Source organism: Streptomyces sp. CGMCC 4.7035 (assembly GCF_031583065.1).
Classification (GTDB): Bacteria; Actinomycetota; Actinomycetes; order Streptomycetales; family Streptomycetaceae; genus Streptomyces; species Streptomyces yaanensis.
Window position 1 is genome coordinate 3,757,232 of the sequence record NZ_CP134053.1, and the last position, 20,550, is coordinate 3,777,781.

At 69.6% G+C, this 20,550-nt stretch carries 18 protein-coding genes; 13 read left to right on the top strand and 5 right to left on the bottom strand.

Annotated features, from left to right (window positions below; translation table 11 throughout):
* Window positions 1–40: 40 nt before the first annotated feature.
* The gene (locus Q2K21_RS16025) at window positions 41–2,107 is read right to left on the bottom strand and encodes a SpoIIE family protein phosphatase (protein ID WP_310771284.1); all 2,067 of its coding nucleotides are present in this window, start codon (window positions 2,105–2,107) and stop codon (window positions 41–43) included.
* Between the two features lie 388 nt (window positions 2,108–2,495).
* Here Q2K21_RS16025 and Q2K21_RS16030 point away from each other — a divergent pair, with 388 nt between their 5' ends.
* From Q2K21_RS16030 to qcrB, 5 genes are all read left to right on the top strand, one after another.
* Window positions 2,496–3,254 (top strand): hypothetical protein, encoded by a 759-nt coding sequence (locus Q2K21_RS16030; protein ID WP_310780998.1) that lies wholly within the window; start codon window positions 2,496–2,498, stop codon window positions 3,252–3,254.
* A 144-nt stretch (window positions 3,255–3,398) separates the two neighbouring features.
* Complete coding sequence (locus Q2K21_RS16035) at window positions 3,399–4,076, top strand: HemK2/MTQ2 family protein methyltransferase (protein WP_310771286.1); 678 nt, start codon at window positions 3,399–3,401, stop codon at window positions 4,074–4,076.
* Window positions 4,060–4,299 carry a CDGSH iron-sulfur domain-containing protein gene (locus Q2K21_RS16040; protein ID WP_310771289.1) on the top strand — a complete coding sequence of 80 codons (240 nt, stop codon included), beginning with the start codon at window positions 4,060–4,062 and terminating at the stop codon, window positions 4,297–4,299. Before Q2K21_RS16035 ends, Q2K21_RS16040 begins: the two co-directional genes overlap by 17 nt.
* The gene (locus Q2K21_RS16045; protein ID WP_310771291.1) at window positions 4,296–5,312 is read left to right on the top strand and encodes an iron-containing redox enzyme family protein; all 1,017 of its coding nucleotides are present in this window, start codon (window positions 4,296–4,298) and stop codon (window positions 5,310–5,312) included. Before Q2K21_RS16040 ends, Q2K21_RS16045 begins: the two co-directional genes overlap by 4 nt.
* A gap of 302 nt (window positions 5,313–5,614) precedes the next feature.
* Window positions 5,615–7,153: a cytochrome bc1 complex cytochrome b subunit gene (qcrB, locus tag Q2K21_RS16050; RefSeq protein ID WP_386275519.1), complete on the top strand. Its 1,539-nt coding sequence runs from the start codon at window positions 5,615–5,617 to the stop codon at window positions 7,151–7,153.
* Here the strand turns inward: qcrB and ctaF are convergent.
* Both ctaF and ctaD read right to left on the bottom strand, forming a co-directional pair.
* Window positions 7,083–7,472, bottom strand: coding sequence for an aa3-type cytochrome oxidase subunit IV (ctaF, locus tag Q2K21_RS16055; RefSeq protein WP_310771293.1), 390 nt, complete (start codon window positions 7,470–7,472; stop codon window positions 7,083–7,085). The genes qcrB and ctaF overlap by 71 nt on opposite strands.
* Complete coding sequence (ctaD, locus tag Q2K21_RS16060; protein ID WP_310771296.1) at window positions 7,469–9,136, bottom strand: aa3-type cytochrome oxidase subunit I; 1,668 nt, start codon at window positions 9,134–9,136, stop codon at window positions 7,469–7,471. The genes ctaF and ctaD overlap by 4 nt, the downstream gene beginning before the upstream one ends.
* Before the next feature lie 364 nt (window positions 9,137–9,500).
* Here ctaD and Q2K21_RS16065 point away from each other — a divergent pair, with 364 nt between their 5' ends.
* Entirely contained in the window at window positions 9,501–9,848 is a 348-nt protein-coding gene (locus Q2K21_RS16065; protein ID WP_386275521.1) for a DUF6479 family protein, read from the top strand.
* 78 nt (window positions 9,849–9,926) lie between these two features.
* Here the strand turns inward: Q2K21_RS16065 and Q2K21_RS16070 are convergent, their stop codons facing one another.
* Window positions 9,927–10,331: a DUF5997 family protein gene (locus tag Q2K21_RS16070; protein ID WP_310771301.1), complete on the bottom strand. Its 405-nt coding sequence runs from the start codon at window positions 10,329–10,331 to the stop codon at window positions 9,927–9,929.
* Between the two features lie 58 nt (window positions 10,332–10,389).
* On the opposite strand from Q2K21_RS16070, the gene Q2K21_RS16075 reads away from it, so the two are divergent.
* Window positions 10,390–11,166: a LysR substrate-binding domain-containing protein gene (locus Q2K21_RS16075; protein ID WP_310771303.1), complete on the top strand. Its 777-nt coding sequence runs from the start codon at window positions 10,390–10,392 to the stop codon at window positions 11,164–11,166.
* A 372-nt stretch (window positions 11,167–11,538) separates the two neighbouring features.
* Here the strand turns inward: Q2K21_RS16075 and Q2K21_RS16080 are convergent, their stop codons facing one another.
* Window positions 11,539–12,303, bottom strand: a complete 765-nt coding sequence (locus Q2K21_RS16080) for a GntR family transcriptional regulator (RefSeq protein ID WP_310771307.1) — start codon at window positions 12,301–12,303, stop codon at window positions 11,539–11,541.
* Window positions 12,304–12,697: 394 nt separating this feature from the next.
* Here Q2K21_RS16080 and Q2K21_RS16085 point away from each other — a divergent pair, with 394 nt between their 5' ends.
* From Q2K21_RS16085 to Q2K21_RS16110, 6 genes are all read left to right on the top strand, one after another.
* Complete coding sequence (locus tag Q2K21_RS16085; protein WP_310771308.1) at window positions 12,698–13,975, top strand: extracellular solute-binding protein; 1,278 nt, start codon at window positions 12,698–12,700, stop codon at window positions 13,973–13,975.
* Between the two features lie 79 nt (window positions 13,976–14,054).
* Window positions 14,055–15,053 carry a carbohydrate ABC transporter permease gene (locus Q2K21_RS16090; RefSeq protein WP_386275524.1) on the top strand — a complete coding sequence of 333 codons (999 nt, stop codon included), beginning with the start codon at window positions 14,055–14,057 and terminating at the stop codon, window positions 15,051–15,053.
* Window positions 15,050–15,880: a carbohydrate ABC transporter permease gene (locus Q2K21_RS16095; RefSeq protein WP_310771310.1), complete on the top strand. Its 831-nt coding sequence runs from the start codon at window positions 15,050–15,052 to the stop codon at window positions 15,878–15,880. Before Q2K21_RS16090 ends, Q2K21_RS16095 begins: the two co-directional genes overlap by 4 nt.
* Before the next feature lie 7 nt (window positions 15,881–15,887).
* Window positions 15,888–17,378 carry a glycoside hydrolase family 3 protein gene (locus Q2K21_RS16100; protein WP_310771312.1) on the top strand — a complete coding sequence of 497 codons (1,491 nt, stop codon included), beginning with the start codon at window positions 15,888–15,890 and terminating at the stop codon, window positions 17,376–17,378.
* 317 nt (window positions 17,379–17,695) lie between these two features.
* Window positions 17,696–19,210 carry a glycoside hydrolase family 3 protein gene (locus Q2K21_RS16105; protein ID WP_310771314.1) on the top strand — a complete coding sequence of 505 codons (1,515 nt, stop codon included), beginning with the start codon at window positions 17,696–17,698 and terminating at the stop codon, window positions 19,208–19,210.
* A 295-nt stretch (window positions 19,211–19,505) separates the two neighbouring features.
* Entirely contained in the window at window positions 19,506–20,537 is a 1,032-nt protein-coding gene (locus tag Q2K21_RS16110; RefSeq protein WP_310771316.1) for a phytanoyl-CoA dioxygenase family protein, read from the top strand.
* Window positions 20,538–20,550: the final 13 nt, after the last annotated feature.

Here is a 20,550-nt window from a genome sequence, read left to right on the forward strand (position 1 = left end):
TAGGGGACGGTGGACCGAGCCCGAGCGGTGTGCGCGACGCCTACTGGGCCCGGGCGGCGAGGAGGGCGACGTCGTCGTGGTCGTCGGGGTGGCGCAGACCGTTCAGCAGGAGGTCGCACGTGTCCTCCAGGGGCCGGTGGGGCTCGTCGAGGAGGCTGAGGAGAACGTTGAGACGGTCGTCGATGGGGTGGTGCCGGGTCTCGACGAGGCCGTCCGTGTAGAGGATCAGCAGATCGCCGGGGCCGAGTTCGGCGGTGGAGATCTCGAAGGGGATGCCACCGACGCCGAGCGGGGCTCCGGTGGGCAGGTCGAGCAGTACGGGGGCGTGGCCCGGGCGGGCCAGCGCGGGCGGCATGTGCCCCGCGTTGGCGATGCGGCACTGCCTGTCGTGGGGGTCGTACACCGCGTAGAGGCACGTGACGATGTAGTGCTCCAGATCGCAGGTGATCTTGTCGAGGTGCTGGAGCACCACGTCGGGGGGAAGGTCGAGATCCGCGTAGGCACAGGTGGCGGTGCGCAGCCGGCCCATGGTGGCGGCGGCGTCGATACCGTTGCCCATGACATCGCCGACGACCAGTGCGGTCTTGTCGTGGGTCAGGGGGATGACGTCGTACCAGTCGCCGCCGACTTCGCTGGTGGCCTGGGCGGGCTGGTAGCGGGTGGCGACTTCCAGGCCGGTCTGGTGCGGGGGGTGGTGGGGCAGCAGGCTGCGCTGGAGGGTGAGGGCGGTGTTGCGCACGCTCTCGTACCAGCGGGCGTTGTCGATGGCCACGGCGGCGCGGCCGGCCAGCTCACAGGCCAGGATGACGTCGTCGTCGTCGAACGGGACCGGGTTACGGGTGCGTTTGAGGTCGAGGGCGCCGATCACCTCGCCGTGGGCGATCAGCGGTACCGCCAGATAGGAGTGGACGCCGGCGCGGGCCAGGAGCGTGGTCGCCGCGGGGTCGCGGGCGATGCGCTGTAGATCCTTGTCGGACACATGCCGCACCAGGACCGGCCGACCGGTGTGGACGCACAGGGTGACCAAGCGGTCGCCGTCGTAGGTGGCGAGATCACCGGGAGGATCGGCCGCGCGTAGGGCCACGGTGGGATGGGCCGCCTTGAGTGCAAGGGAGCGGAAGAGTTCCGGGCCGCTGCTCGGTTTGCCGGTGCGGCGGCAGGCGAGGGCGGAGTCGAGGACGTCGACGGCGACCACGTCGGCGAGCTCGGGGGCCGCGATCTCGGCCAGTTCCCGAGCCGTCCGGTCCACCTCCAGGGTGGTACCGACGCGGGCGGAGGCGTCGGCGATGAGGGCCAGGCGACGCCGGGCCCGGTCGGCCTCGGTGGCCGCGCGGTGGCGCTCGGTGACGTCGACGACCGAGGTCGCCGCACCGAGGACACGCCCGCCGGGGTCCTCCAGCCGGTAGAAGGAGAGGGACCAGGCGTGGTCGTGGTCAGGGTCGGCGGGGGTCCGGCCCACGTGATACTGGTCCAGCAGGGGGGTGCCGGTGGTCAGCACCTGGTGCAGGGCGGACTCGATGGTGTCGATGTCGGGGAAGCGCAGGGTCTCCCGCAGATGGCGCCCGATGTGTTCATCGGCGGGTATGCCGTCGATGCGCTCCAGCGCCGGGTTGACCAGGAGACAGCGCAGGTCGGGGTCCATCAGGGCCAGGCCGATCGGGGACTGGTTGACCAGCCGTTCGCACAGGGCCAGGTCGGTCTCGACGCGCTGGAGAACGGTGTGGTCGGCCGCGATGCCCAGGGCGTAGACCTCCCCGAGGTCGTTCAGCAGCCGCATGTTGCGGAACTCCATCACACGCGTGCTGCCGTCCTTGTGGCGGATGGGGAAGGCACCGGACCAGCTCCGGCCGGTCTCCATCACCTCGGAGAACAGACTCAGGACGGCCTGTAGGTGTTCCGGGTGGACCATGAGCCGTGCCGCGTACTTGCCCAGGGCCTCTTGGGCGGTGTAGCCGAAGAGGTCCTCGGCCTGCGGGCTCCAGAACACGATCCGTCCGCCGGTGTCCAGCACCACCGCGGCGACGCTGAGCATGTCCAGCAGGCCGGTCGACCGGGGCTCTCCTGGGCCGGGCTGGTCACCGTTGGGCTGGAAGGTTTCGGCTGTCATCCCAGATCTTCCTCCGCCCGCCGGCGCGCTGTGCGCTCCCGCGCGCCGGCATCGCTTCACGCCTGGGTCCTGGCTTCCGGTACTTCCATGCTGCCTCTGGCCGGGTGACCTGCCCAGCCCAGAGGACGCCGCGTCGCCACGCACGGGCAGAGCGTGACGGAAACGGCCTTGGGCATGCGCCAGGGAACCATTCGGCCGGGGTCTGGATTCCAACCGTACGAGGGCCCGCGCTGTGGGTGTTGGGGGGAAGTCCATGCTTCAGGAGACGGATTGGCGTCCCGGCAGTGCCGGGGGCGACCGTGCGCGCGGCAGCGTCCCGGGAGCCGACGGGCCTTCGTCCGGCACGTCCGGTGGCGGGCGCCTGCGTGTCGTGGCCGTCCGGGGCGCGATGTTCCTCGGCGGCACGCTGCGGGGCGAGTGGTATGGCATCGTCGTCGATCCGGTGCGGCAACTGCTGCGTCGTGGGCTGTCCGGGCTCGCGCTGGCGTTCGTGGCCGCCTTCGGCGTCATCTTCTTCCACTCGTTGGCGCAGCGGCCTACCGGCGCGGTGGTGGTACGGCTTCTCGGTGGCGTCACGGCTGACCTGCCGCTGTGGCTGGCCCTGCTGCGCACTCCGGTGTCGCTGTATGTCCCGGCGCTGGACCTGCCGGTGTGGGCGGGCATCACACAACTGTTCCTCGCGTTCGCTCTGGCCGAACTCGCGCTCGGCCGGGCCAGAACACTGGCCATCGCCTATGCGACCACGCTGGCCGGCACCCTCAGCGTGCGGGTGATGATCGCGTTCGGGCCGGGCTGGTGGGGGCTCGGGCTGTCGCGCGAGATCGGGCAGGTGCTGGACACCGGACCGTCCGCCGCGGTGGTGGGCCTGTTCACCTATCTCTCCGTGGTCCGGCGTGCCCCGGTCGTGTTCACCCTCACGGGTGGGTCGATGGTGTGGGAGTCGATCGCCGTGCCCAATCTGGCCGGCCGTGAGCACCTGATCGCGGCGGGTGCCGCGATCGTGCTGGGGCTGCTCCACGGACGCGGGCGCGGGCGCGGGTTGCGGCCGAGATGGGTGATTTCGCTGGTCGAGCGGTGGGGGCGGCGTCGGAGTGGGAGACGGGCGGGGGCGGCCGCGGTGGTGGTCGGGCCTCGCAGGCTGCCGTAGGCCGGGTGAGCCGCAGGGTGTTTCGCCCCCGCCGCCCAGGGGGAACACCGGACGGGCCGATTCATCATCCGGGCTCAATCACGGCCCCACGTGTCGCTCACGCACTGCGGGGGACTCGGTGCGTGTCTTCGCACGGAGGAGCCGATGACCGTCGTAACCCGCTGTTCGCCGCCTCGGTCGGCCCCGTGGACCCCGCCGGGTGTGTACGAGCCGCAGGAGGACACCTGGCTCCTGACCCGGGCCATGCGCCGTGAGGACATCGTCCCGGGGACGGACGTCCTCGACCTGGGCACCGGCAGCGGAGCCCTCGCGCTGGAGGCCGCACGGCTCGGCGCGCGCGTCACCGCGGTCGACATCTCCTGGCGGGCCGTGCTCACCGCCCGCATGAACGCGCTGCTCAGCCGGCAGTACATCAGCGTGCGCCACGGCGACCTCGCATCGGCCGTGCCCGGATGCTCCTTCGACCTGGTGATCAGCAACCCGCCGTATGTGCCGTCCCCCGGTCACGGGTCCCCGCGGGGCGCCGCCCGGGCCTGGGACGCGGGCCTGGACGGGCGACTTCTGCTGGACCGCATCTGTGACACGGCGACCGCCCTGCTACGCCCCCAAGGCGCCCTCCTGGTCGTGCACTCCGCGCTGTGCGGGGTGGAGGACACCCTGTCCCGTCTCGCCGCGGTGGGGCTCAGCGCCGCCGTCACGGATCGCCTGAGGGTCCCCTTCGGCCGGGTGCTGCGGTCCCGGCTCGCCTGGCTGCGGGAGCGGGGTCTGCCGGCCGACGACCTGGTGGAAGAGCTGGTGGTGGTCCGTGCCGTACGAGCGTGAACGCGTCTGCCGCATCCGTGCCGACCGCGACGGTCCGCTGCTGGTCGAGGGGCCGGTGGAGGTCATCGGCCCGGACGGCGAAGCCGTCGTGAGCCGACGGTTCGTCGTGGCGATCTGCACCTGCCGACGCAGCCGTGCCTACCCCTGGTGCGACACCAGCCATCGTCGCCGCGGGAAGGTGCCGGACGAACACGAACCTGCCCGAGGGGAGACGCGCGAGTGACGAGCGGCCGAGCGGAACCGCGCCTGTCGAGCCCGCCCCTGCCGCTCGCCAGGGGCCCGCTCTCGCACGCCGTGGTCAGCGCGCTGCGCGAGAGGGGCAGCCCGCTGTCGCTCGCCTCCCTGGCGGACAGCGATCCCTACGGCGACGATCTGCAGCTGGCGTTGTACGTGCTGTACGAACTGCACTACCAGGGGTTCGACGGGGTCGACGACGACCATGAATGGGATCCCGCCCTCCTCGCCTTCCGCCGCGCCCTTGAGGATCGTTTCCTCGGCGCCCTGCGGGCCGACGTCCCCGTCGGCGTCGGCGCGCAGCAGGCTCTGGACGAGCTCCAGGTCGAACCGGTCGGTGACGACGGCACCGGCGTCACCTACTTCCTTCGCGACCACGGCGAGTCGGGCCACCTGCGGGAGTACGCGGCGCTGCGGTCGCTGTACCACCTCAAGGAGGCGGACCCGCACGCCTGGGTGATCCCCCGGCTGCACGGGCGGGCCAAGGCGGCCATGGCGGCCGTGGAGTTCGACGAGTTCGGGGCGGGACGGGCCGAGGAGATCCACGCGGGTCTCTTCGCCGACCTGATGACGGACCTGGGGCTCACCACGGCCTACGGGTACTACCTGGAGGCCGCGCCCGCGGAGATGCTCGCCACCGTCAACCTGATGTCGCTGTTCGGTCTGCACCGCCGTCTGCGCGGGGCCCTGACGGGGCATTTCGCGGCAGTGGAGGTCACCTCGTCGCCGGGCTCCCGCCGACTGGCCGAGGCACTGCGCCGGGTGGGCGCGGGGGAGGCCGCCACGCGCTTCTACGACGAGCACGTGGTCGCCGACGCCGTCCACGAGCAAGTCGTACGCCACGACGTGATCGGCGGCCTGCTGGAGAGCGAACCCGGTCTGGAGGCGGACGTCGTTTTCGGCATCCGGGCCACCGGATATCTCGAGGACCGGCTCGGCACCCGTCTCCTGAAGGCCTGGCGCAGTGGACACTCCGTCCTGCGGACCGGCGCAGCGCTCTGAGCGGGTTCGGCGAAGTCCGGTGCGGTTCGGTAGCGCACCACGCGGGGAACTGCGCGAGCGACGCACTCGCAGGTGGCACACCGGACCTCCAGCGGAACGCTCAGGCTCCTTGCCGGGCCGGCACACACATCCGAACGGGTGCACTCTCCCGGGCGCGCGAGTGTTTCGCGGTGACGGGGTACTCACCCGCCGACCCGGACGGCAATGCATCGCATGGAGCAGCCGGCGAGAGGCGGCAGAAGGAGGCGTTCCGTGGACCGGGACCGGTGTGAGGGGCCCGCCGACTACGACATGGACACCACGTGAGCGGGGAGCCTCGGCCACCGGCCCCGCAGCCGACGGCCGGGGCCCGCAGCGCCGGGGAGCGGTTCGCCGATGCGGCCGACGGGCGGCTGCCCGTGCTTGATGGCGGCGGAGGACTGCTGCGCAAGGCCTTCCCCCATCACTGGTCGTTCTTCCTCGGTGAACTCGCGCTCTACAGCTTGGTCGTCCTCATCCTGACCGGTGTGTGGCTGACGTTCTTCTTCAAGCCGGAGATGCGGGAAGTCGCCTACGTCGGACCGTACGCACCGCTGCGCGGTGTGCTCATGTCGGAGGCCTTCGACTCGACCCTGCACATCAGCTTCGACGTGCGCGGCGGACTGCTCATGCGGCAGATGCACCACTGGGCGGCCCTGGTGTTCGTCGGCGCGATCGGCCTGCACATGCTGCGGATCTTCTTCACCGGTGCCTTCCGCAGGCCCCGGGAGATCAACTGGGTCATCGGCGTCACCCTTTTCATGATCGCGTTGGCCGAGGGCTTCGCGGGCTACTCGCTCCCCGACGACCTGCTCTCCGGCACGGGGCTGCGCATCGCGCAGGGCATCATGCTGTCCCTTCCGGTCGTGGGGACGTATGTGAGCATGTTCGTGTTCGGGTCCCAGTTCCCCGGCGAGGACATCGTGGCCCGCCTGTACGGCCTGCACATCCTGCTGCTGCCCGGCGCGCTGATCGCCCTGGTCACGGTGCACCTCATGCTGGTTTTCCACCTGAAGCACACGCAGTGGCGAGGCCCCGGCAGGACCAATCGAAACGTCGTGGGCAAACCCCTGTTCCCGCAGTTCACGGCGTCCTCGACAGGACTGTCCCTCATGGTCTTCGGCGTGCTGGCGCTGCTCGGAGGCATCGCCCAGATCAACCCGGTGTGGGTGTACGGGCCCTACCGGCCGGACCTGGCGTCGACCGGCTCTCAGCCCGACTGGTACGTCGGCTTTCTGGAGGGCGCGCTGCGGCTCGTACCGCCCTGGGAGACGAACGTCGCCGGCCACACGATCATGTGGAACGTCCTGCTGCCGGCGGTCGTCCTGCCGGGGCTGCTCTTCCTCGTGCTGTACGCATATCCGTTCGTCGAACAGCGGCTCACCGGCGAGTGGCGCGAGGAACAGCACCTGTGCGACCGGCCCCGGGAACGGCCCGTGCGCACCGGTCTCGGCGCCGCCGGGATCACGTTCTACGGCGTCCTGCTGCTGGCCGGCGGCAATGACATCCTGGCGTTCAGCTTCCGGATCTCCGTGAACGCCCTGACGTGGATCCTGCGCATCACCCTGGTGGTGGGGCCGGTCATCGCCTTCCTGCTGACCCGGCGGCTGTGCCGCGCCGTGCTGGAGGCGGAGCAGAAACGTCTTGTCGAGGGGGAGGAGACCGGGGAGGTGCGGCAGACCGTGGAGGGTGGCTACGAGAGCGACCACCGGCCCGTGACGCGGTTCCCGCCGGGAGCGCCCAGGAAGCCGCTCAGTCCGGGCGATTCACGTACTGGAACGCCATCCCCAGAACCCCCCGAGCCAGCACCCCGACGCCCATGAGGAACAGCCACAGCCCGTAGATCACGCCCAGGGCGGCGACGGCGAAACCCAGCGCCGTGATCACGGGCCACGCGCTGTGCGGAGGGAAGAACTCCAGGGAACCCGCCGCGTCCACCACTTCGGCGTCCGTGCGGTCCTGGGGACGGGATCCCCGGCGCCGGTACTGGATCAGGCAGAAGAAGGCGACCAGGCCGGCCATTCCGAAGGCGATGATCAGCACCGCAGTACCCGCCGGTTCCCCCGACCACGCGCCGTACAGCGCGGCGGAGCCCGCGAAGAACAGGGCGACGCCGCCGAAGAGCAGTGCCTCGACCTTCATCGCAGTCCCTCCTCCAGGGCCTGCCGGACGACCTCGGGGTGGTGCAGGTCGAAGGCGGGTGACTCGGACCGCACGCGTGGCAGGGCCAGAAAGTTGTGGCGCGGCGGCGGACAGGACGTCGCCCATTCGAGCCCGCGGCCGTATCCCCACGGGTCGTCCTCCGTGACCCGTTCGCCGTGCCGGGCGGTGTACCAGACGTTGTACAGGAACGGCAGCGTGGACACGCCGAGCAGGAACGCCCCGATCGAGGACAGCGTGTTGAGCAGAGTGAAGCCGTCGGCCGGCAGATAGTCGGCGTAGCGGCGCGGCATGCCCTCCGCGCCGAGCCAGTGCTGCACCAGGAAAGTCAGCTGGAAACCGGGGAACAGCAGCCAGAACTGCAGTTTGCCCAGCCGCTCGTCCAGCATCTTCCCGGTGAACTTGGGCCACCAGAAGTAGAAGCCCCCGAACATCGCGAAGACCACGGTGCCGAAGAGCACGTAGTGCAGGTGCGCCACGATGAAGTACGAGTCGGTGACGTGGAAGTCGAGTGGCGGGGACGCGATCAGCACGCCGCTGAGGCCGCCCAGCAGGAACGACACCATGAACCCGAGCGCCCACAGCATCGGCGTCTCGAACGACAGCGACCCCCGGTGCATCGTGCCGATCCACGCGAAGAACTTGATCCCGGTGGGCACCGCGATCAGGAACGACATCAGGGAGAAGAACGGCAGCAGCACGGCGCCGGTGGCGAACATATGGTGCGCCCACACGATGGCGGAGAGCATGGTGATCGCGATCGTCGCGCCGATCATCGGCAGATAGCCCCACAAGGGCTTGCGGGAGAACACCGGAATGATCTCCGAGACGACCCCGAAGAACGGCAGCGCGACGATGTAGACCTCCGGGTGGCCGAAGAACCAGAACAGGTGCTGCCACAGGAGGGCGCCGCCGTTCGTCGCGTCGAACACGTGTGCCCCGAACTTTCGGTCCGCCTCCAGGGCCAGCAGTGTGGCGGTGAGCGCGGGGAACGCCGGCAGCACCAGGATCGAGGTGAACAGGGTGTTCCAGGTGAAAATCGGCATCCGGAACATGGTCATGCCGGGGGCCCGCAGACACATGATCGTGGCGATGAAGTTGACCGCGTTGAGGGTCGTCGACACGCCCGTCACCACCAGGCCCATGACCCACAGATCGCCGCCGGCGCCGGGGGAGTAGTACGCGCTGTTCAGCGGGGCGTACGCGAACCAGCCGAATGCCGCCGCACCACCGGGCACCATGAACGCCGACACGACCATCAGGCCGCCGAAGAGGTACATCCAGTACGACAGCGCGTTCAGGCGCGGGAAGGCCACATCGGGGGCGCCGATCTGCAGGGGCATCACCGAGTTGGCGAACCCGGCGAACATGGGTGTGGCGAAGAGCAGCATCATCACCGTGCCGTGCACCGTGAAGAGCTGGTTGTAGACGTCGTAGGACATGAACTGCAGCCCGGGACGGGCGAGTTCGGCCCGCATGCCCATGGCGAGCAGACCGGCGAACAGGAAGAAGCAGAAGGCTGTGACCATGTACAGACGACCGATCACCTTGTGATCGGTCGTCGTGGCCCAGCGCAGCAGCGTCCGGCCGAGAGACGACGTGGGGGAGGCCTTCGGCTCGGCGCCGCGTTCCGACAGTTCCGTCATCGTCCTCCTCCACGGGCCGCCGCCCCCGCGGCGTCGCCCCCGTCGCGTGGGCCGAACAGCGCACGGGCGCGTCGCGGGTGCCCCGGTCGCGTCGGCGGAAACCGGTCGGGGTGAAGAAGCGGCCACGGCGGGGCCCATGCCTGTATCGGCCCGCGGTGCGACCGCCGGTCCGGATCATGACCGTTCGTCGCGACGCTATCGCCGCAGCCGAGTGGACGAGGTCGCGCCACGCCCGCTGTGTCGGTGTTCGCCATGGCCGACCGAGCCCAAGGCAGACGGTGGCGGGGGCGCACGCCGGATGTCGGCGGTGTGTTCATGTGCCCGGCAGGGGTACCTGGGCCACATGAATACGATCTCACTTGAAATGGCTGCCTCGGATGCCGCGTGGGGCATGATCGGCGCCTTCCTCGGCGGCCTCGTCATCGCGGGTGCCCTGGTGTGGTCCATCAGGCTCGGCACCAAGGTGCGCCGCCGGGAACCGGGACCGCCGCGGCCGTCCGACCAGCCGAACCCGCCGCCGTCGGGACCCGTCATGGAATCCCGGGAGATGAGGGAGCCGGACGAGGTGCCGCACGCCGAGGACGAAGGCGAACGCCTCACCCCGCACGAGATGCACCCCTCGGGGAGCAAACGCAGCGAGGATCAGAAACGGCCCCGCTGGCGCCCGGGCTCCAGCGGCTCCTTCGGCAGCGCTGGCTCCGGCGCGAGCTGATCGACGGGCGGTCGTCGCCGACGAAGGACTGACGAAGGGCTGACGAAGGGCTGACGAAGGACTGACGAAGGATCGAGGTCAGGAACGCGGCTCGCGGGTCTCCTCCGCGCGTTCGGCGTTCCTCTTCTTGATGCGTGCCGCTTCCTTGCGGACCTCGGCCTGGGTGGCGCGCTCCTTCTCCAGCCACTCGGGCCGGTCGTTCTTCAGCGCCTCGATCTGCTCGGTCGTGAGGGCCTCGGTGACGCCGCCGCGCGCGAGGCCGGCGATGGAGACGCCCAGCTTCGCCGCGACCACCGGGCGCGGGTGCGGGCCGCTCAGTCGCAGCTCCCGCAGCCACTCGGGCGGATTGGCCTGGAGCTCGTTCAGTTCGGCGCGCGAGACGACACCCTCCTGGAACTCGGCGGGGGTGGCAGGGAGGTACACACCCAGCTTCTTCGCCGCGGTCGCCGGCTTCATCGTCTGGGTGGTCTGGTGCGACTTCATGGTGTCCAGACTATCGGCCCCGTACGAGACCTCCGACCACGCCCGGTAACCTGGCGGGGTGACAAGCTCGGAAGAATCCCCCTCGTTCCGGCTCGCGTACGTCCCCGGGGCGACACCCGCCAAGTGGGTGCGGATCTGGAACGAGCGCCTACCCGATGTCCCCTTGACCCTCGTCCAGGTGTCGGCGGCCGAGGCATCCGATGTGATGCGCGGCGGCGAAGCGGACGCGGGGATCGTACGGCTGCCGGTCGACCGTACGGTCTTCAGCGCGATCCCCCTTTACACCGAGACGACGGTGGTCGTGGTCCCCAAGGACCATGTCGTGACAGCGGCGGACGAGGTGTCCGTCGACGACCTCGCCGACGAGGTGGTCTTCCACCCCCTCGACGACGTCCTCGGCTGGGAGCAGCCGCCCGGAGAGCCCGCCTTCGAGCGCCCCGCCACCACGGCGGACGCCATCGAACTCGTGGCGGCGGGCGTCGGACTCCTCCTCGTACCGCAGTCGCTGGCGCGTCTGCACCACCGCAGGGATCTCACATACCGGCCCGTTGTGGACGCCCCCCAGTCGAGCGTCGCGCTGTCGTGGCCCGAGGACGCGACCACCGACCTCGTCGAGGACTTCATCGGGATCGTCCGAGGACGGACGGTCAACAGCACCCGGGGGCGTACGGCGCCCCAGGCCCAGGCGAAGCGCAAGCAGCCCGACGCGGCCGCCGGGCGCCAGAAGCCCGCGGGGAAGAAGCCCGCGGCGAAGAAGTCCACCGGCCGGAACCCACGAAGCGGCTCCGGCGGCCCCAAGGGCACCGGGCGCGGCAAGCCCCGTCGCCGCTCGTAGGTCGCCGTCGCGCGCTCACCAGGGGTCGGCCAAGGTGCGGCGTGGCTTGCCGTCGCGGGCCTCCCACCCCTCCAGCGCCGCGAGGATCCACCGGGATGGCGTGCCGCAGCAGCCGCTGGTCCCACTACCGTGCCGATGAGGCTCGCGCTGAGACAGCCGCCGAACGCGACCGCGTACAGCGAGAGTCCGTCGAGGCCTTGACCGCGACGGGCATCGCGGTGCCCAGTGCCAGGGCGGCGAAGGCGACGTGCAGGAACGTGGCGGCGAACGCGACGCTCGGGCCCGTGGCGGGGCTGTCGAGAAGGCTTCCGTAGGGGGCGCCGACGACGCGGATGGCACCCGGTCGGCACGGACGGGTGCGATGGCGTGAGGTCAGTCCGCCGGGCGCGTCAGGTTGGCGACGAACTTGTAGCGGGAACCGCGGTACACCGAGCGGACCCATTCCACGGGCTTGCCCTCGGCGTCTCGTGAGTGGCGGGACAGCAGCAGCATCGGCAGGCCCACGTCGGTACCGAGGAGCCCGGCCTCCCGTGGATTCGCCAGGGATGTCTCGATGGTCTCGTCGGCCTCCGCCAGATGTACGCCGTACACCTCGGCGAGCGCCGTGTACAGCGAGGTGTACTCGGTCAGGGACTGCCGCAGCTCGGGGAAGCGCTGTGCGGACAGGTGCGTCGTCTCGATCGCCATGGGCTCGCCGCCGGCCAGCCGCAGCCGCTCGATGCGCAACACGCGTTCGTCGACATCCGTGTCGAGCAGGACGGACAGCTTCTCGCCCGCCGTGATGTAGCCGATGTCGAGCACCTGCGAGGCGGGCTCGAGACCCTGGGCCCGCATGTCCTCGGTGTGGGAGGTCAGATGGAGGGTCCGGTACACCTTCGGCAACGCGACGAACGTGCCCTTCCCCTGCACGCGGTTCAGCCGGCCCTCGCCCACCAGCTCCTGCACCGCCTTGCGGACCGTGGTGCGCGAGGTGAGGAACTCGACGGCGAGCGAGCGCTCGGGCGGCATGAGCGAGCCGGGTGTGAGTGCCTCCGCCATCTCGAGTAACTGTTTCTTGATGCGGTAGTACTTGGGCACTCGCGCGGTATGGCCGGGCGCTGCCTGCTCGTCCTGGGCGCTGCTGACGTCGGTGGTCATGACCTGCCTTTCCGGCTCCGGTGCCCGATGCGGCCGGCCCGCACCGGGTCGTGGCTCGTTCTGTCGCACGGCCGAGGTTCGGGCGCCGTGCGCTCGGCGGTCCCGTTATAGCCTCAGACCGTCAAATGGTCTAGTCCAAAGGTCAATGAGCCCTGGTCCGAGGGGAGTTCGGCGGAAGAGTGCGCATTGATGACCGGAAGGTCGCCTGGTGTCTTTCTGGTAACGGACGGCATCAGCTTGTCGAACCGGCCTTGACACCCCCATAGGTCTAGGCCAAGCTCACCGTGCTGGTCTACACCATTAGAGGCCGGGTCCCAGCCCGACGGGCCGTAGCGCCGTACGCAGGTAACCGCCGGGGGCGTGGGGGGTTTGTGGCATCCCTGAGGAGGGTGGCGTGAAGCGCAAGCTGATAGCCGCGATTGGCATCGCAGGCATGATGGTTTCGGTCGCGGCGTGCGGCGGGGACGACGGCGACAGCGGCAAGAAGACGGGGGCGGACGGCTTCAAGGGCCAGACCCTGGTGGTCTGGACGATGGACGGTTCCGCGCCGCCCGCTTGGAGCAAGGACCTGCAGGCCGCGTTCGAGAAGAAGACCGGCGCAAAGCTGAAGTTCGAGATCCAGAAGTGGGACGGCATTCAGCAGAAGGTCACGACGGCCCTCTCCGAATCGAACCCGCCGGATGTCCTTGAGGTCGGCAACACCCAGACCCCGGCCTACGCCGCCACCGGTGGCCTTGCCGACCTGGGCGATCTGAAGAAGGAGATCGGCGCCGACTGGACGCCGTCCGTCTCCCAGTCCTCCGTCTACGAGGGCAAGCAGTACGCCGCACCCTGGTACTTCGCCAACCGCGTCGTCATCTACAACAAGAAGATCTGGGCCAAGGCGGGGATCAAGAGCACCCCGAAGACACGGGACGAGTTCTTCAAGGACCTCGACACCATCGGCAAGAAGACCGACGCCGAGCCGCTCTACATGCCCGGCCAGAACTGGTACTTCTTCGACGGCCTGACCATCGGCCAGGGCGCGGACCTGGTCAAGAAGGAGGGCGACAAGTACGTCTCCAACCTCGCCGACCCCAAGGTCGCCCAGGCCATGGAGATCTACAAGAAGTACGCCTCCTACTCCAAGGCCCCCAAGGACAAGGACGAGGCCACCCCGCAGCAGGCCGAGGTGTTCGCCAAGGGCAAGACCGGCGCCTTCATCGGCATGGGCTGGGAGGCCGGCACCGCCGTCACCGCCAACAAGGCGATCGAGAAGGACCTCGGCTACTTCACCATCCCCGGTGCGACGGCCGACAAGCCCGAGGGGGTCTTCCTCGGAGGCTCGAACCTGGCCGTGGCCGCGGGCAGCAAGAAGCAGGAGCTGGCCAAGGAGTTCCTGAAGCTGGCCCTCTCCGACGAGTTCGAGGGCTCCCTGGCGAAGACGAACGGCGTCATCCCGAACAAGCAGTCCCTGGAGACCAACCTCAAGGGCAACGTCGTGGCCGAGGCCGCAGCCCCGGGGGCCGCGGTGGGTGGCACCACCCCGTTGATCCCCGAGTGGGCCGCGGTGGAGAACACCCCGAACCCGATCAAGTCCTACATGACCGCGGTGCTGAACGGTAAGTCCCCCGCGGACGCCGCCAAGCAGGTCGAGGGCGAGATCAACAAGCGCCTGGCGCAGAAGAACTGACGAGTCTGAGCCGGGGGCGCCGCACTCCGCCCCCGGCACAGGTGTGTTGATCGTACGGCCACGGAAGAGATGACACGTCATGTCAGTGCAGACCGAAGGCACGGACACGGCCGGGGAGCCCGTTGTCCACAAGGCCGGGGCACCCTCGCCTCCGCGTGACGAGGCACGCGAGACCAAGACCTCACACGCCCGGCGTTCCGCCGCCCCCTATCTGCTCCTGCTGCCCGCACTGCTGGCCACCCTGGTCCTGCTCGGCTGGCCCCTGGTGAAGAACGGCATGCTGTCGTTCCAGAACCTCAACCCGCGGCAGCTCATCCTGCACCTCACCGAGTGGAACGGGGTCGACAACTACAAGGAAGTTCTGACCGGCTCGGACTTCTGGCACGTCGTCGAGCGCTCCATCGTCTTCACCGCGGCCAACGTCGTGCTGACCATGGTGTTCGGCACCCTGACCGGCCTCCTGCTGGCCCGTCTGGGCAGGAAGATGCGACTGCTGCTCATGCTGGGCCTGGTGCTCGCCTGGGCCATGCCCACCGTCGCGGCCACCACCGTCTACCAGTGGCTGTTCGCGCAGCGCTTCGGCGTCGTCAACTGGGTTCTGGACAAGCTCGGCTGGCACTCCATGGCCGACCACAACTGGCTCGGCACGCAGTTCTCGACCTTCTCCGTGGTCACCCTGTTGATCGTCTGGCAGTCGATCCCGTTCGTGGCGATCAACCTCTACGCCGCGACCACGACCATCCCGAAGGAGCTGTACGAGGCCGCGTCCCTGGACGGTGCCGGCGCGTGGAAGAGCTTCACCTCGGTGACGTTCCCGTTCCTCAGGCCGTTCCTGTACGCCACCACGTTCCTCGAGGTCATCTGGATCTTCAAGGCGTTCACACAGATCTTCGCGATGAACGAGGGCGGACCCGACCGGCTCACCGAGACCCTGCCGATCTACGCCTTCGTCGAGGGCGTGGGCAACCAGCACTTCGGCATGGGTGCCGCCATCTCCTTCCTGACCATCCTGGTGCTGCTCGTCATCACCTCGTACTACCTGCGCATGGTGCTCAAGCAAGAGGAGGACGAGCTGTGAAGCGCTCACTCTTCGGCCGCTTCTGGCCCAACGCGACCGCCGTCATCCTCTTCGTCGGCTTCGCGTTCCCCGTCTACTGGATGTTCGCCACGGCCTTCAAACCGACGGGCGACATCATCGCGGAGAACCCGGTGTGGGTCCCCACGGACATCACCCTCGCGCACTTCGACAAGGCGGTGCACGCGGACCACTTCTGGACCCTGGTCGCGAACTCCGTCACCGTCACCGTTCTCGCGGTGCTCCTGTCGCTCGTCATCGCGCTCTTCGCGTCGTTCGCTCTCGCCCGGATGCGGTTCGCCGGGCGCCGCGGCTTCATCGTGACCTTCATGCTCGCGCAGATGGCCCCCTGGGAGGTCATGGTCATCGCCATCTACATGCTGATGCGCGACAGCGACATGCTCGACAGCCTCGTCCCGCTCACCGTCTTCTACATGATGATGGTGCTGCCCCTGACCATCCTGACGCTGCGCGGCTACGTGGCCGCCGTGCCCAAGGAGCTGGAAGAGTCCGCGATGGTCGACGGCTGCACCCGCACCCAGGCCTTCATCAAGGTGATCTTCCCGCTGCTGGCGCCCGGCCTCATGGCCACCTCGCTGTTCGGATTCATCACCGCCTGGAACGAGTTCCCGCTCGTCCTCATCCTCAACAAGAGCATCGAGAAGCAGACACTGCCGCTTTGGATCTCCCAGTTCCGCACTGCCTTCGGCGACGACTGGGGCGCGACGATGGCGGCCTCCTCGCTGTTCGCGCTCCCCATCCTGGTCCTCTTTGTCTTCCTGCAGCGCAAGGCCGTCAGCGGCCTGACCGACGGCGCCGTGAAGGGGTGACACACTGATGACGACATTCGTCACGGGCACTGACGCCCTCACCCGCGACGCCCTCGCAGTGCTGCAGCCGGGCTTCGCCGGCACCACCGCGCCCGACTGGGTGCGCCGCCGCCTCGGTGAAGGCCTCGCCTCGGTCGCCCTGTTCGGCCGCAACGTCGAAGACGCCGCACAGGTCACCGCCCTCACCGCTCAGTTGCGGGCGGAGCGGGACGACCTCCTGGTGGCCATCGACGAGGAGAGCGGCGACGTCACCCGCATCGAGGTCCGGACGGGCTCCTCGTTCCCCGGCAACCACGCGCTCGGCGCCGTCGACGACACCGGCCTCACCCGGGGCGTCGCGCGCGAACTGGGCCGCCGCCTCGCCGGGTGCGGCGTCAACTTCGACTGGGCGCCGTCGGCCGACGTCAACGTCAACCCCGACAACCCGGTCATCGGTGTGCGCTCCTTCGGCGCCGACACCGACCTCGTGGCCCGGCACACCGCCGCCTATGTCGAGGGTCTGCAGTCCATGGGCGTCGCCGCGTGCACCAAGCACTTCCCCGGCCACGGCGACACCAGCGTCGACTCGCACCACGCGATACCGCGCATCGACGTCGACACGGCCACGCTGTACGAGCGCGAACTGCCCCCCTTCCGGGCGGCGATCGCGGCAGGCACCCGGGCACTGATGAGCGCGCACATCCTGGTGCCGGCCCTCGACCCGGAGCGCCCGGCGACACTCTCGCACCGCATTCTGACCGAGATGGTGCGCGGCGAACTCGGCTACGAGGGTCTGATCGTCACGGACGGCATGGAGATGCGTGCCATCTCCGGTACGTACGGCCTCGAGCGTGGGGTCGTCCTGGCGATCGCGGCGGGCGCTGACGCGATCTGTGTCGGCGGCGGGCTGTGCGACGAGGGCACCGTGCTGAGTCTGCGCGACGCGCTCGTCACCGCGGTCCGCTCCGGTGAACTGCCCGAGGAGCGTCTGGCCGATGCCGCCGCCCGGGTGCGGGACCTGGCGCGGTGGACCGCCGAGGCGGCCCGCGACGCGGAGGCGGCGGGCGCGTCCGACCCGGAGATCGGCCTCGTCGCGGCCCGGCGCGCGGTCACCGTGACCCGTACGGCGGCCCCGGCGCCGGTCACCGAGCCGGTGTACGTCGCCACGTTCGACCCGGTCGCCAACATCGCCGTCGGAGACGAAACCCCCTGGGGTGTCGGCGCCGAGCTGGAGCGGCTGCTGCCCGGCACCACGACCGGCTCCTTCACCGGCACCGACGCGGGCAGTACCGCGCTCGCGGCGGCGGGAGACCGGCGCATCGTCGCGGTCGTCCGTGACGAGCACCGGCACGAGTGGATGCGGTCCGCCCTCGACATGCTGCTCGCCGCCCGCCCCGACACGATCGTGGTCGAGATGGGCGTCCCGCAGTCCCCGCCACGCGGCGCCCTGCACCTCGCCACGTACGGCGCGGCCCGGGTCTGCGGCGTGGCCGCGGCGGAGAGGATCGTGGCCGGCTGACACCGCGTCGTGTCAGCGGCTCGGTGCGGTTCGGCGGGGCGGGGGACGGACTCTCCCCCCCGGCATGGGGATGTCCCGGGCGGTGTCCCGGGACATCCCGCCGACCCGTGCACACAGGCCGCATCGCCCGTGCCGACGTCCCTGCCCGTCCGGGCTGGGGAAGCTGAAGAATCGCTGACCGCACAGCCGATCGCCGGGGAAAGCGGTTTCTTGACAGCCCGATTGGTCTGGTCCAACATCCGCCTGCTGTGTCATGTCGTCGCCGGGGTCTTCCGATCCATCGGCTCCGCACTCCACTTCCCTCGGAGGTCCCCTCCATGTCAGAGAGCAGCCACCTGGAACTCATGCGGCTGGCCAACTCCGTGCTCCAGCCGGGGTTCGTGGGTACCACTGCGCCGGACTGGCTGCGTCGTCGGATCTCCGAAGGGCTCGGCTCCGTTGTCCTGTTCGGGCGCAACATCGAGAGCCCGGAACAGGTCGCCGCGCTCACCGCGTCCCTGCGCGCCGAGAACCCCGACCTCGTCGTCGCCATCGACGAGGAGGCCGGTGACGTCACCCGCCTCGAAGCGCGCACCGGGGCCTCCCGTCCAGGAAACCTCGCCCTGGGCGTCATCGACGACATCGACCTCACCGAGCAGGTCGCCCACGACATCGGCCGCGAACTGCGCTCCGTCGGCGTCACGTTGAACTACGCGCCCAGCGCCGACGTCAACTCCAACCCCAGGAACCCCGTCATCGGCGTGCGCTCCTTCGGCGCGCGCACCGATGTCGTCGCCCGCCACACCGCCGCCTGGATCCGCGGCCTCCAGGCCGCCGGTGTGGCCGCCTGCGCCAAGCACTTCCCCGGCCATGGCGACACCTATGTCGATTCCCACCATGGACTGCCGCAGGTTTCGGCCGACGCCGACACGATCGCACGCACGGCGCTGCCGCCGTTCATCGCAGCCATGGACGCGGGCGTGCGCAGCGTCATGACCGCCCACATGCTCATCCCTGCCTACGACGACCGGATGCCGGCGACCCTCAGCCACCGGATCATCAACGACCTGCTGCGCGGCGAGCTGGGCTTCACCGGTCTTGTCGTCACCGACGCCATCGAGATGGGCGCCGTCGCCGACCGGTACGGTGCCGCCGGCGCGGCCGTCAGGGCCGTGGCCGCCGGAGTCGACGCGGTGTGCGTCGGCGGCGAGCACGCCGAGGAGTCCATCACCGTCGAACTGGCCGACGCCCTCGTGCGGGCCGTGCTCGACGGCACCTTGCCGGAGGAGCGGCTTGTCGAAGCTGCGACCCGCGTGGCGGAGTTCGCCTCTTGGGCCGCCGGGCTGCGGAAGGGAGCGACCCCCGGTTCCGACGCCTCCGACATCGGTCTGGTGGCGGCCCGCCGCGCAGTGCGCGTCCACCGCAAGCCCGACGCCGGCACCGAGTTCCCGCTGGTCGGCGATCCGCACGTGGTCGAGCTGTCTCCGACGACGAACCTCGCGATCGACAACAGCACCCCCTGGGGCGTGGCCGACCCGTTGAAGGTCCTGCGCCCAGGCACGACATCCGTACGGTTCGGTGAGTCCGAACTGGCCGACGTGGAGGACACGTTGGACCGTGTGGCGCTGGAGTCGGCCGCCGGGCGCGCACTGGTCGTCGTCGTCCGGGACGCGGCGCGCTACCGCTGGATGTCGCAGGCCCTGGCGGGCCTGGTGCGCCGCCGCCCCGATGCCCTGGTCGTGGAGATGGGCGTGCCCTCGGGGGACCGTCCCGGAGCCGTCCACCTGACCACGCACGGGGCGACGCGCGTGTCGGGCATCGCCGCGGCCGAGGTGTTGGTCGGGGCTGTCTGACGGGCATCGGCCGCCCGACGACCGTCTGACGAAGACTCAAATCCTCAACGGCAGCGACGGCTTGAGGGCGAAGCGGATCACCGCGAGGGTTGACATCTCAAGTGGTCTACTCCAATGTATAGGAACGTCAGTTCGATGATTAACCCCGTCTGTCCGGAGCGCACATGGTGTTCCGGCGACGGTGCCGCCGTCTGTGCCGGCCGCGGTGCGGCTTGCTTCGTACGCGAAGGGCCGCGGGAGCGGTCCACGTGCTCGGCCACTCGGCCACAGAAAAGATCAAGTTCGGAGTGATTGCATGTCGACCCCCGACCCCTACCTGTACCGAGCGGCATCGGACCGCCCCTATTTCAGTGCGGACGGGGAGACCTACCTCGCGCAGACGCCGCTGAGGGACGTCCGGAAGTTACGGCCGCTGCGGGTGCTGTCCGAGGAGGACTTCGCCTTCTGGCAGACCTACGGTTACGTGGTGGTCAAGGAGGCGATCTCCCCGGCCGCGGCCAAGAGTCTGCTGGAGTTCACCTGGGACTTCCAGGGACTCGACCCGGACCGCCCCGAAACCTGGTACGCCCCGCGGGAGTTCCGCTCCGACCTGGATCGTGACCTGCATGTCTACGGCTTCGTGGAGGCGTACCACCACCAGCTCATCTGGGACAGCCGCCAGACCCGGCGGGTCTACGACGCCTTCGCCGACGTGTGGGACTGTGAAGAGCTCTGGGTGACCCTGGACCGGCTCAATCTCAACCCGCCCAACGTCAAGAACCGCTCCCGCTCCTTGATCGAACCCACCGAGCGGGGCTTCGACATCGACCTGCACTGGGACGTGGACACCACCCTCGGCGTGCTGCCCCAGCGGGTCCAGGGCATCATCGCGCTCAACGACACCCAGCCCGACCTGGGCGGATTCCAGTGTTCGCCGGAGCTGTTCCGGCGGTTCGAGGAGTGGAAGATCGCCCAGCCCGCGGACCGCGACCCGATCAGGCCCGCGATCGACCGCTCCGAGTTCCCCGTCGTCCGGCCCGAACTCCAGGCCGGTGACCTGCTGATCTTCAACGGCCTGCTGGCTCACGGCGTGGCACCCAACACCTCCGCGGGCGGTGTCCGCGTGGTCCAGTACCTCTCGATGATGCCCGCGCTGGAGGAGCACGAGGACCTGCGGTGCTCCCGCATCGACTCCTGGGCCACCCTGAGCACGCCGGACTGGAACGGGACGCTGCTCGGCGACCGAACCAGACACGAGTCCCTCAGGTACGGCCCCGCCACGCTGAACAACCTCGGCAAGAAGCTGCTGGGACTCGAGTCCTGGAGCGGACAAGAGCCCGCACGGTGAACCGGAGAACCGG

Bases quoted from the DNA above. Each gene is read 5' to 3' on its own strand.
- Q2K21_RS16090 (WP_386275524.1), top strand. From the start codon at position 14,055: ATGTCAGTGCAGACCGAAGGCACGGACACGGCCGGGGAGCCCGTTGTC.
- Q2K21_RS16080 (WP_310771307.1), bottom strand. From the start codon at position 12,303: ATGACCACCGACGTCAGCAGCGCCCAGGACGAGCAGGCAGCGCCCGGC.
- Q2K21_RS16100 (WP_310771312.1), top strand. From the start codon at position 15,888: ATGACGACATTCGTCACGGGCACTGACGCCCTCACCCGCGACGCCCTC.
- Q2K21_RS16030 (WP_310780998.1), top strand. From the start codon at position 2,496: ATGTTCCTCGGCGGCACGCTGCGGGGCGAGTGGTATGGCATCGTCGTC.
- Q2K21_RS16110 (WP_310771316.1), top strand. From the start codon at position 19,506: ATGTCGACCCCCGACCCCTACCTGTACCGAGCGGCATCGGACCGCCCC.
- Q2K21_RS16105 (WP_310771314.1), top strand. From the start codon at position 17,696: ATGTCAGAGAGCAGCCACCTGGAACTCATGCGGCTGGCCAACTCCGTG.
- Q2K21_RS16070 (WP_310771301.1), bottom strand. From the start codon at position 10,331: ATGAAGTCGCACCAGACCACCCAGACGATGAAGCCGGCGACCGCGGCG.
- Q2K21_RS16065 (WP_386275521.1), top strand. From the start codon at position 9,501: ATGGCTGCCTCGGATGCCGCGTGGGGCATGATCGGCGCCTTCCTCGGC.
- Q2K21_RS16035 (WP_310771286.1), top strand. From the start codon at position 3,399: ATGACCGTCGTAACCCGCTGTTCGCCGCCTCGGTCGGCCCCGTGGACC.
- ctaD (WP_310771296.1), bottom strand. From the start codon at position 9,136: ATGACGGAACTGTCGGAACGCGGCGCCGAGCCGAAGGCCTCCCCCACG.
- ctaF (WP_310771293.1), bottom strand. From the start codon at position 7,472: ATGAAGGTCGAGGCACTGCTCTTCGGCGGCGTCGCCCTGTTCTTCGCG.
- Q2K21_RS16025 (WP_310771284.1), bottom strand. From the start codon at position 2,107: ATGACAGCCGAAACCTTCCAGCCCAACGGTGACCAGCCCGGCCCAGGA.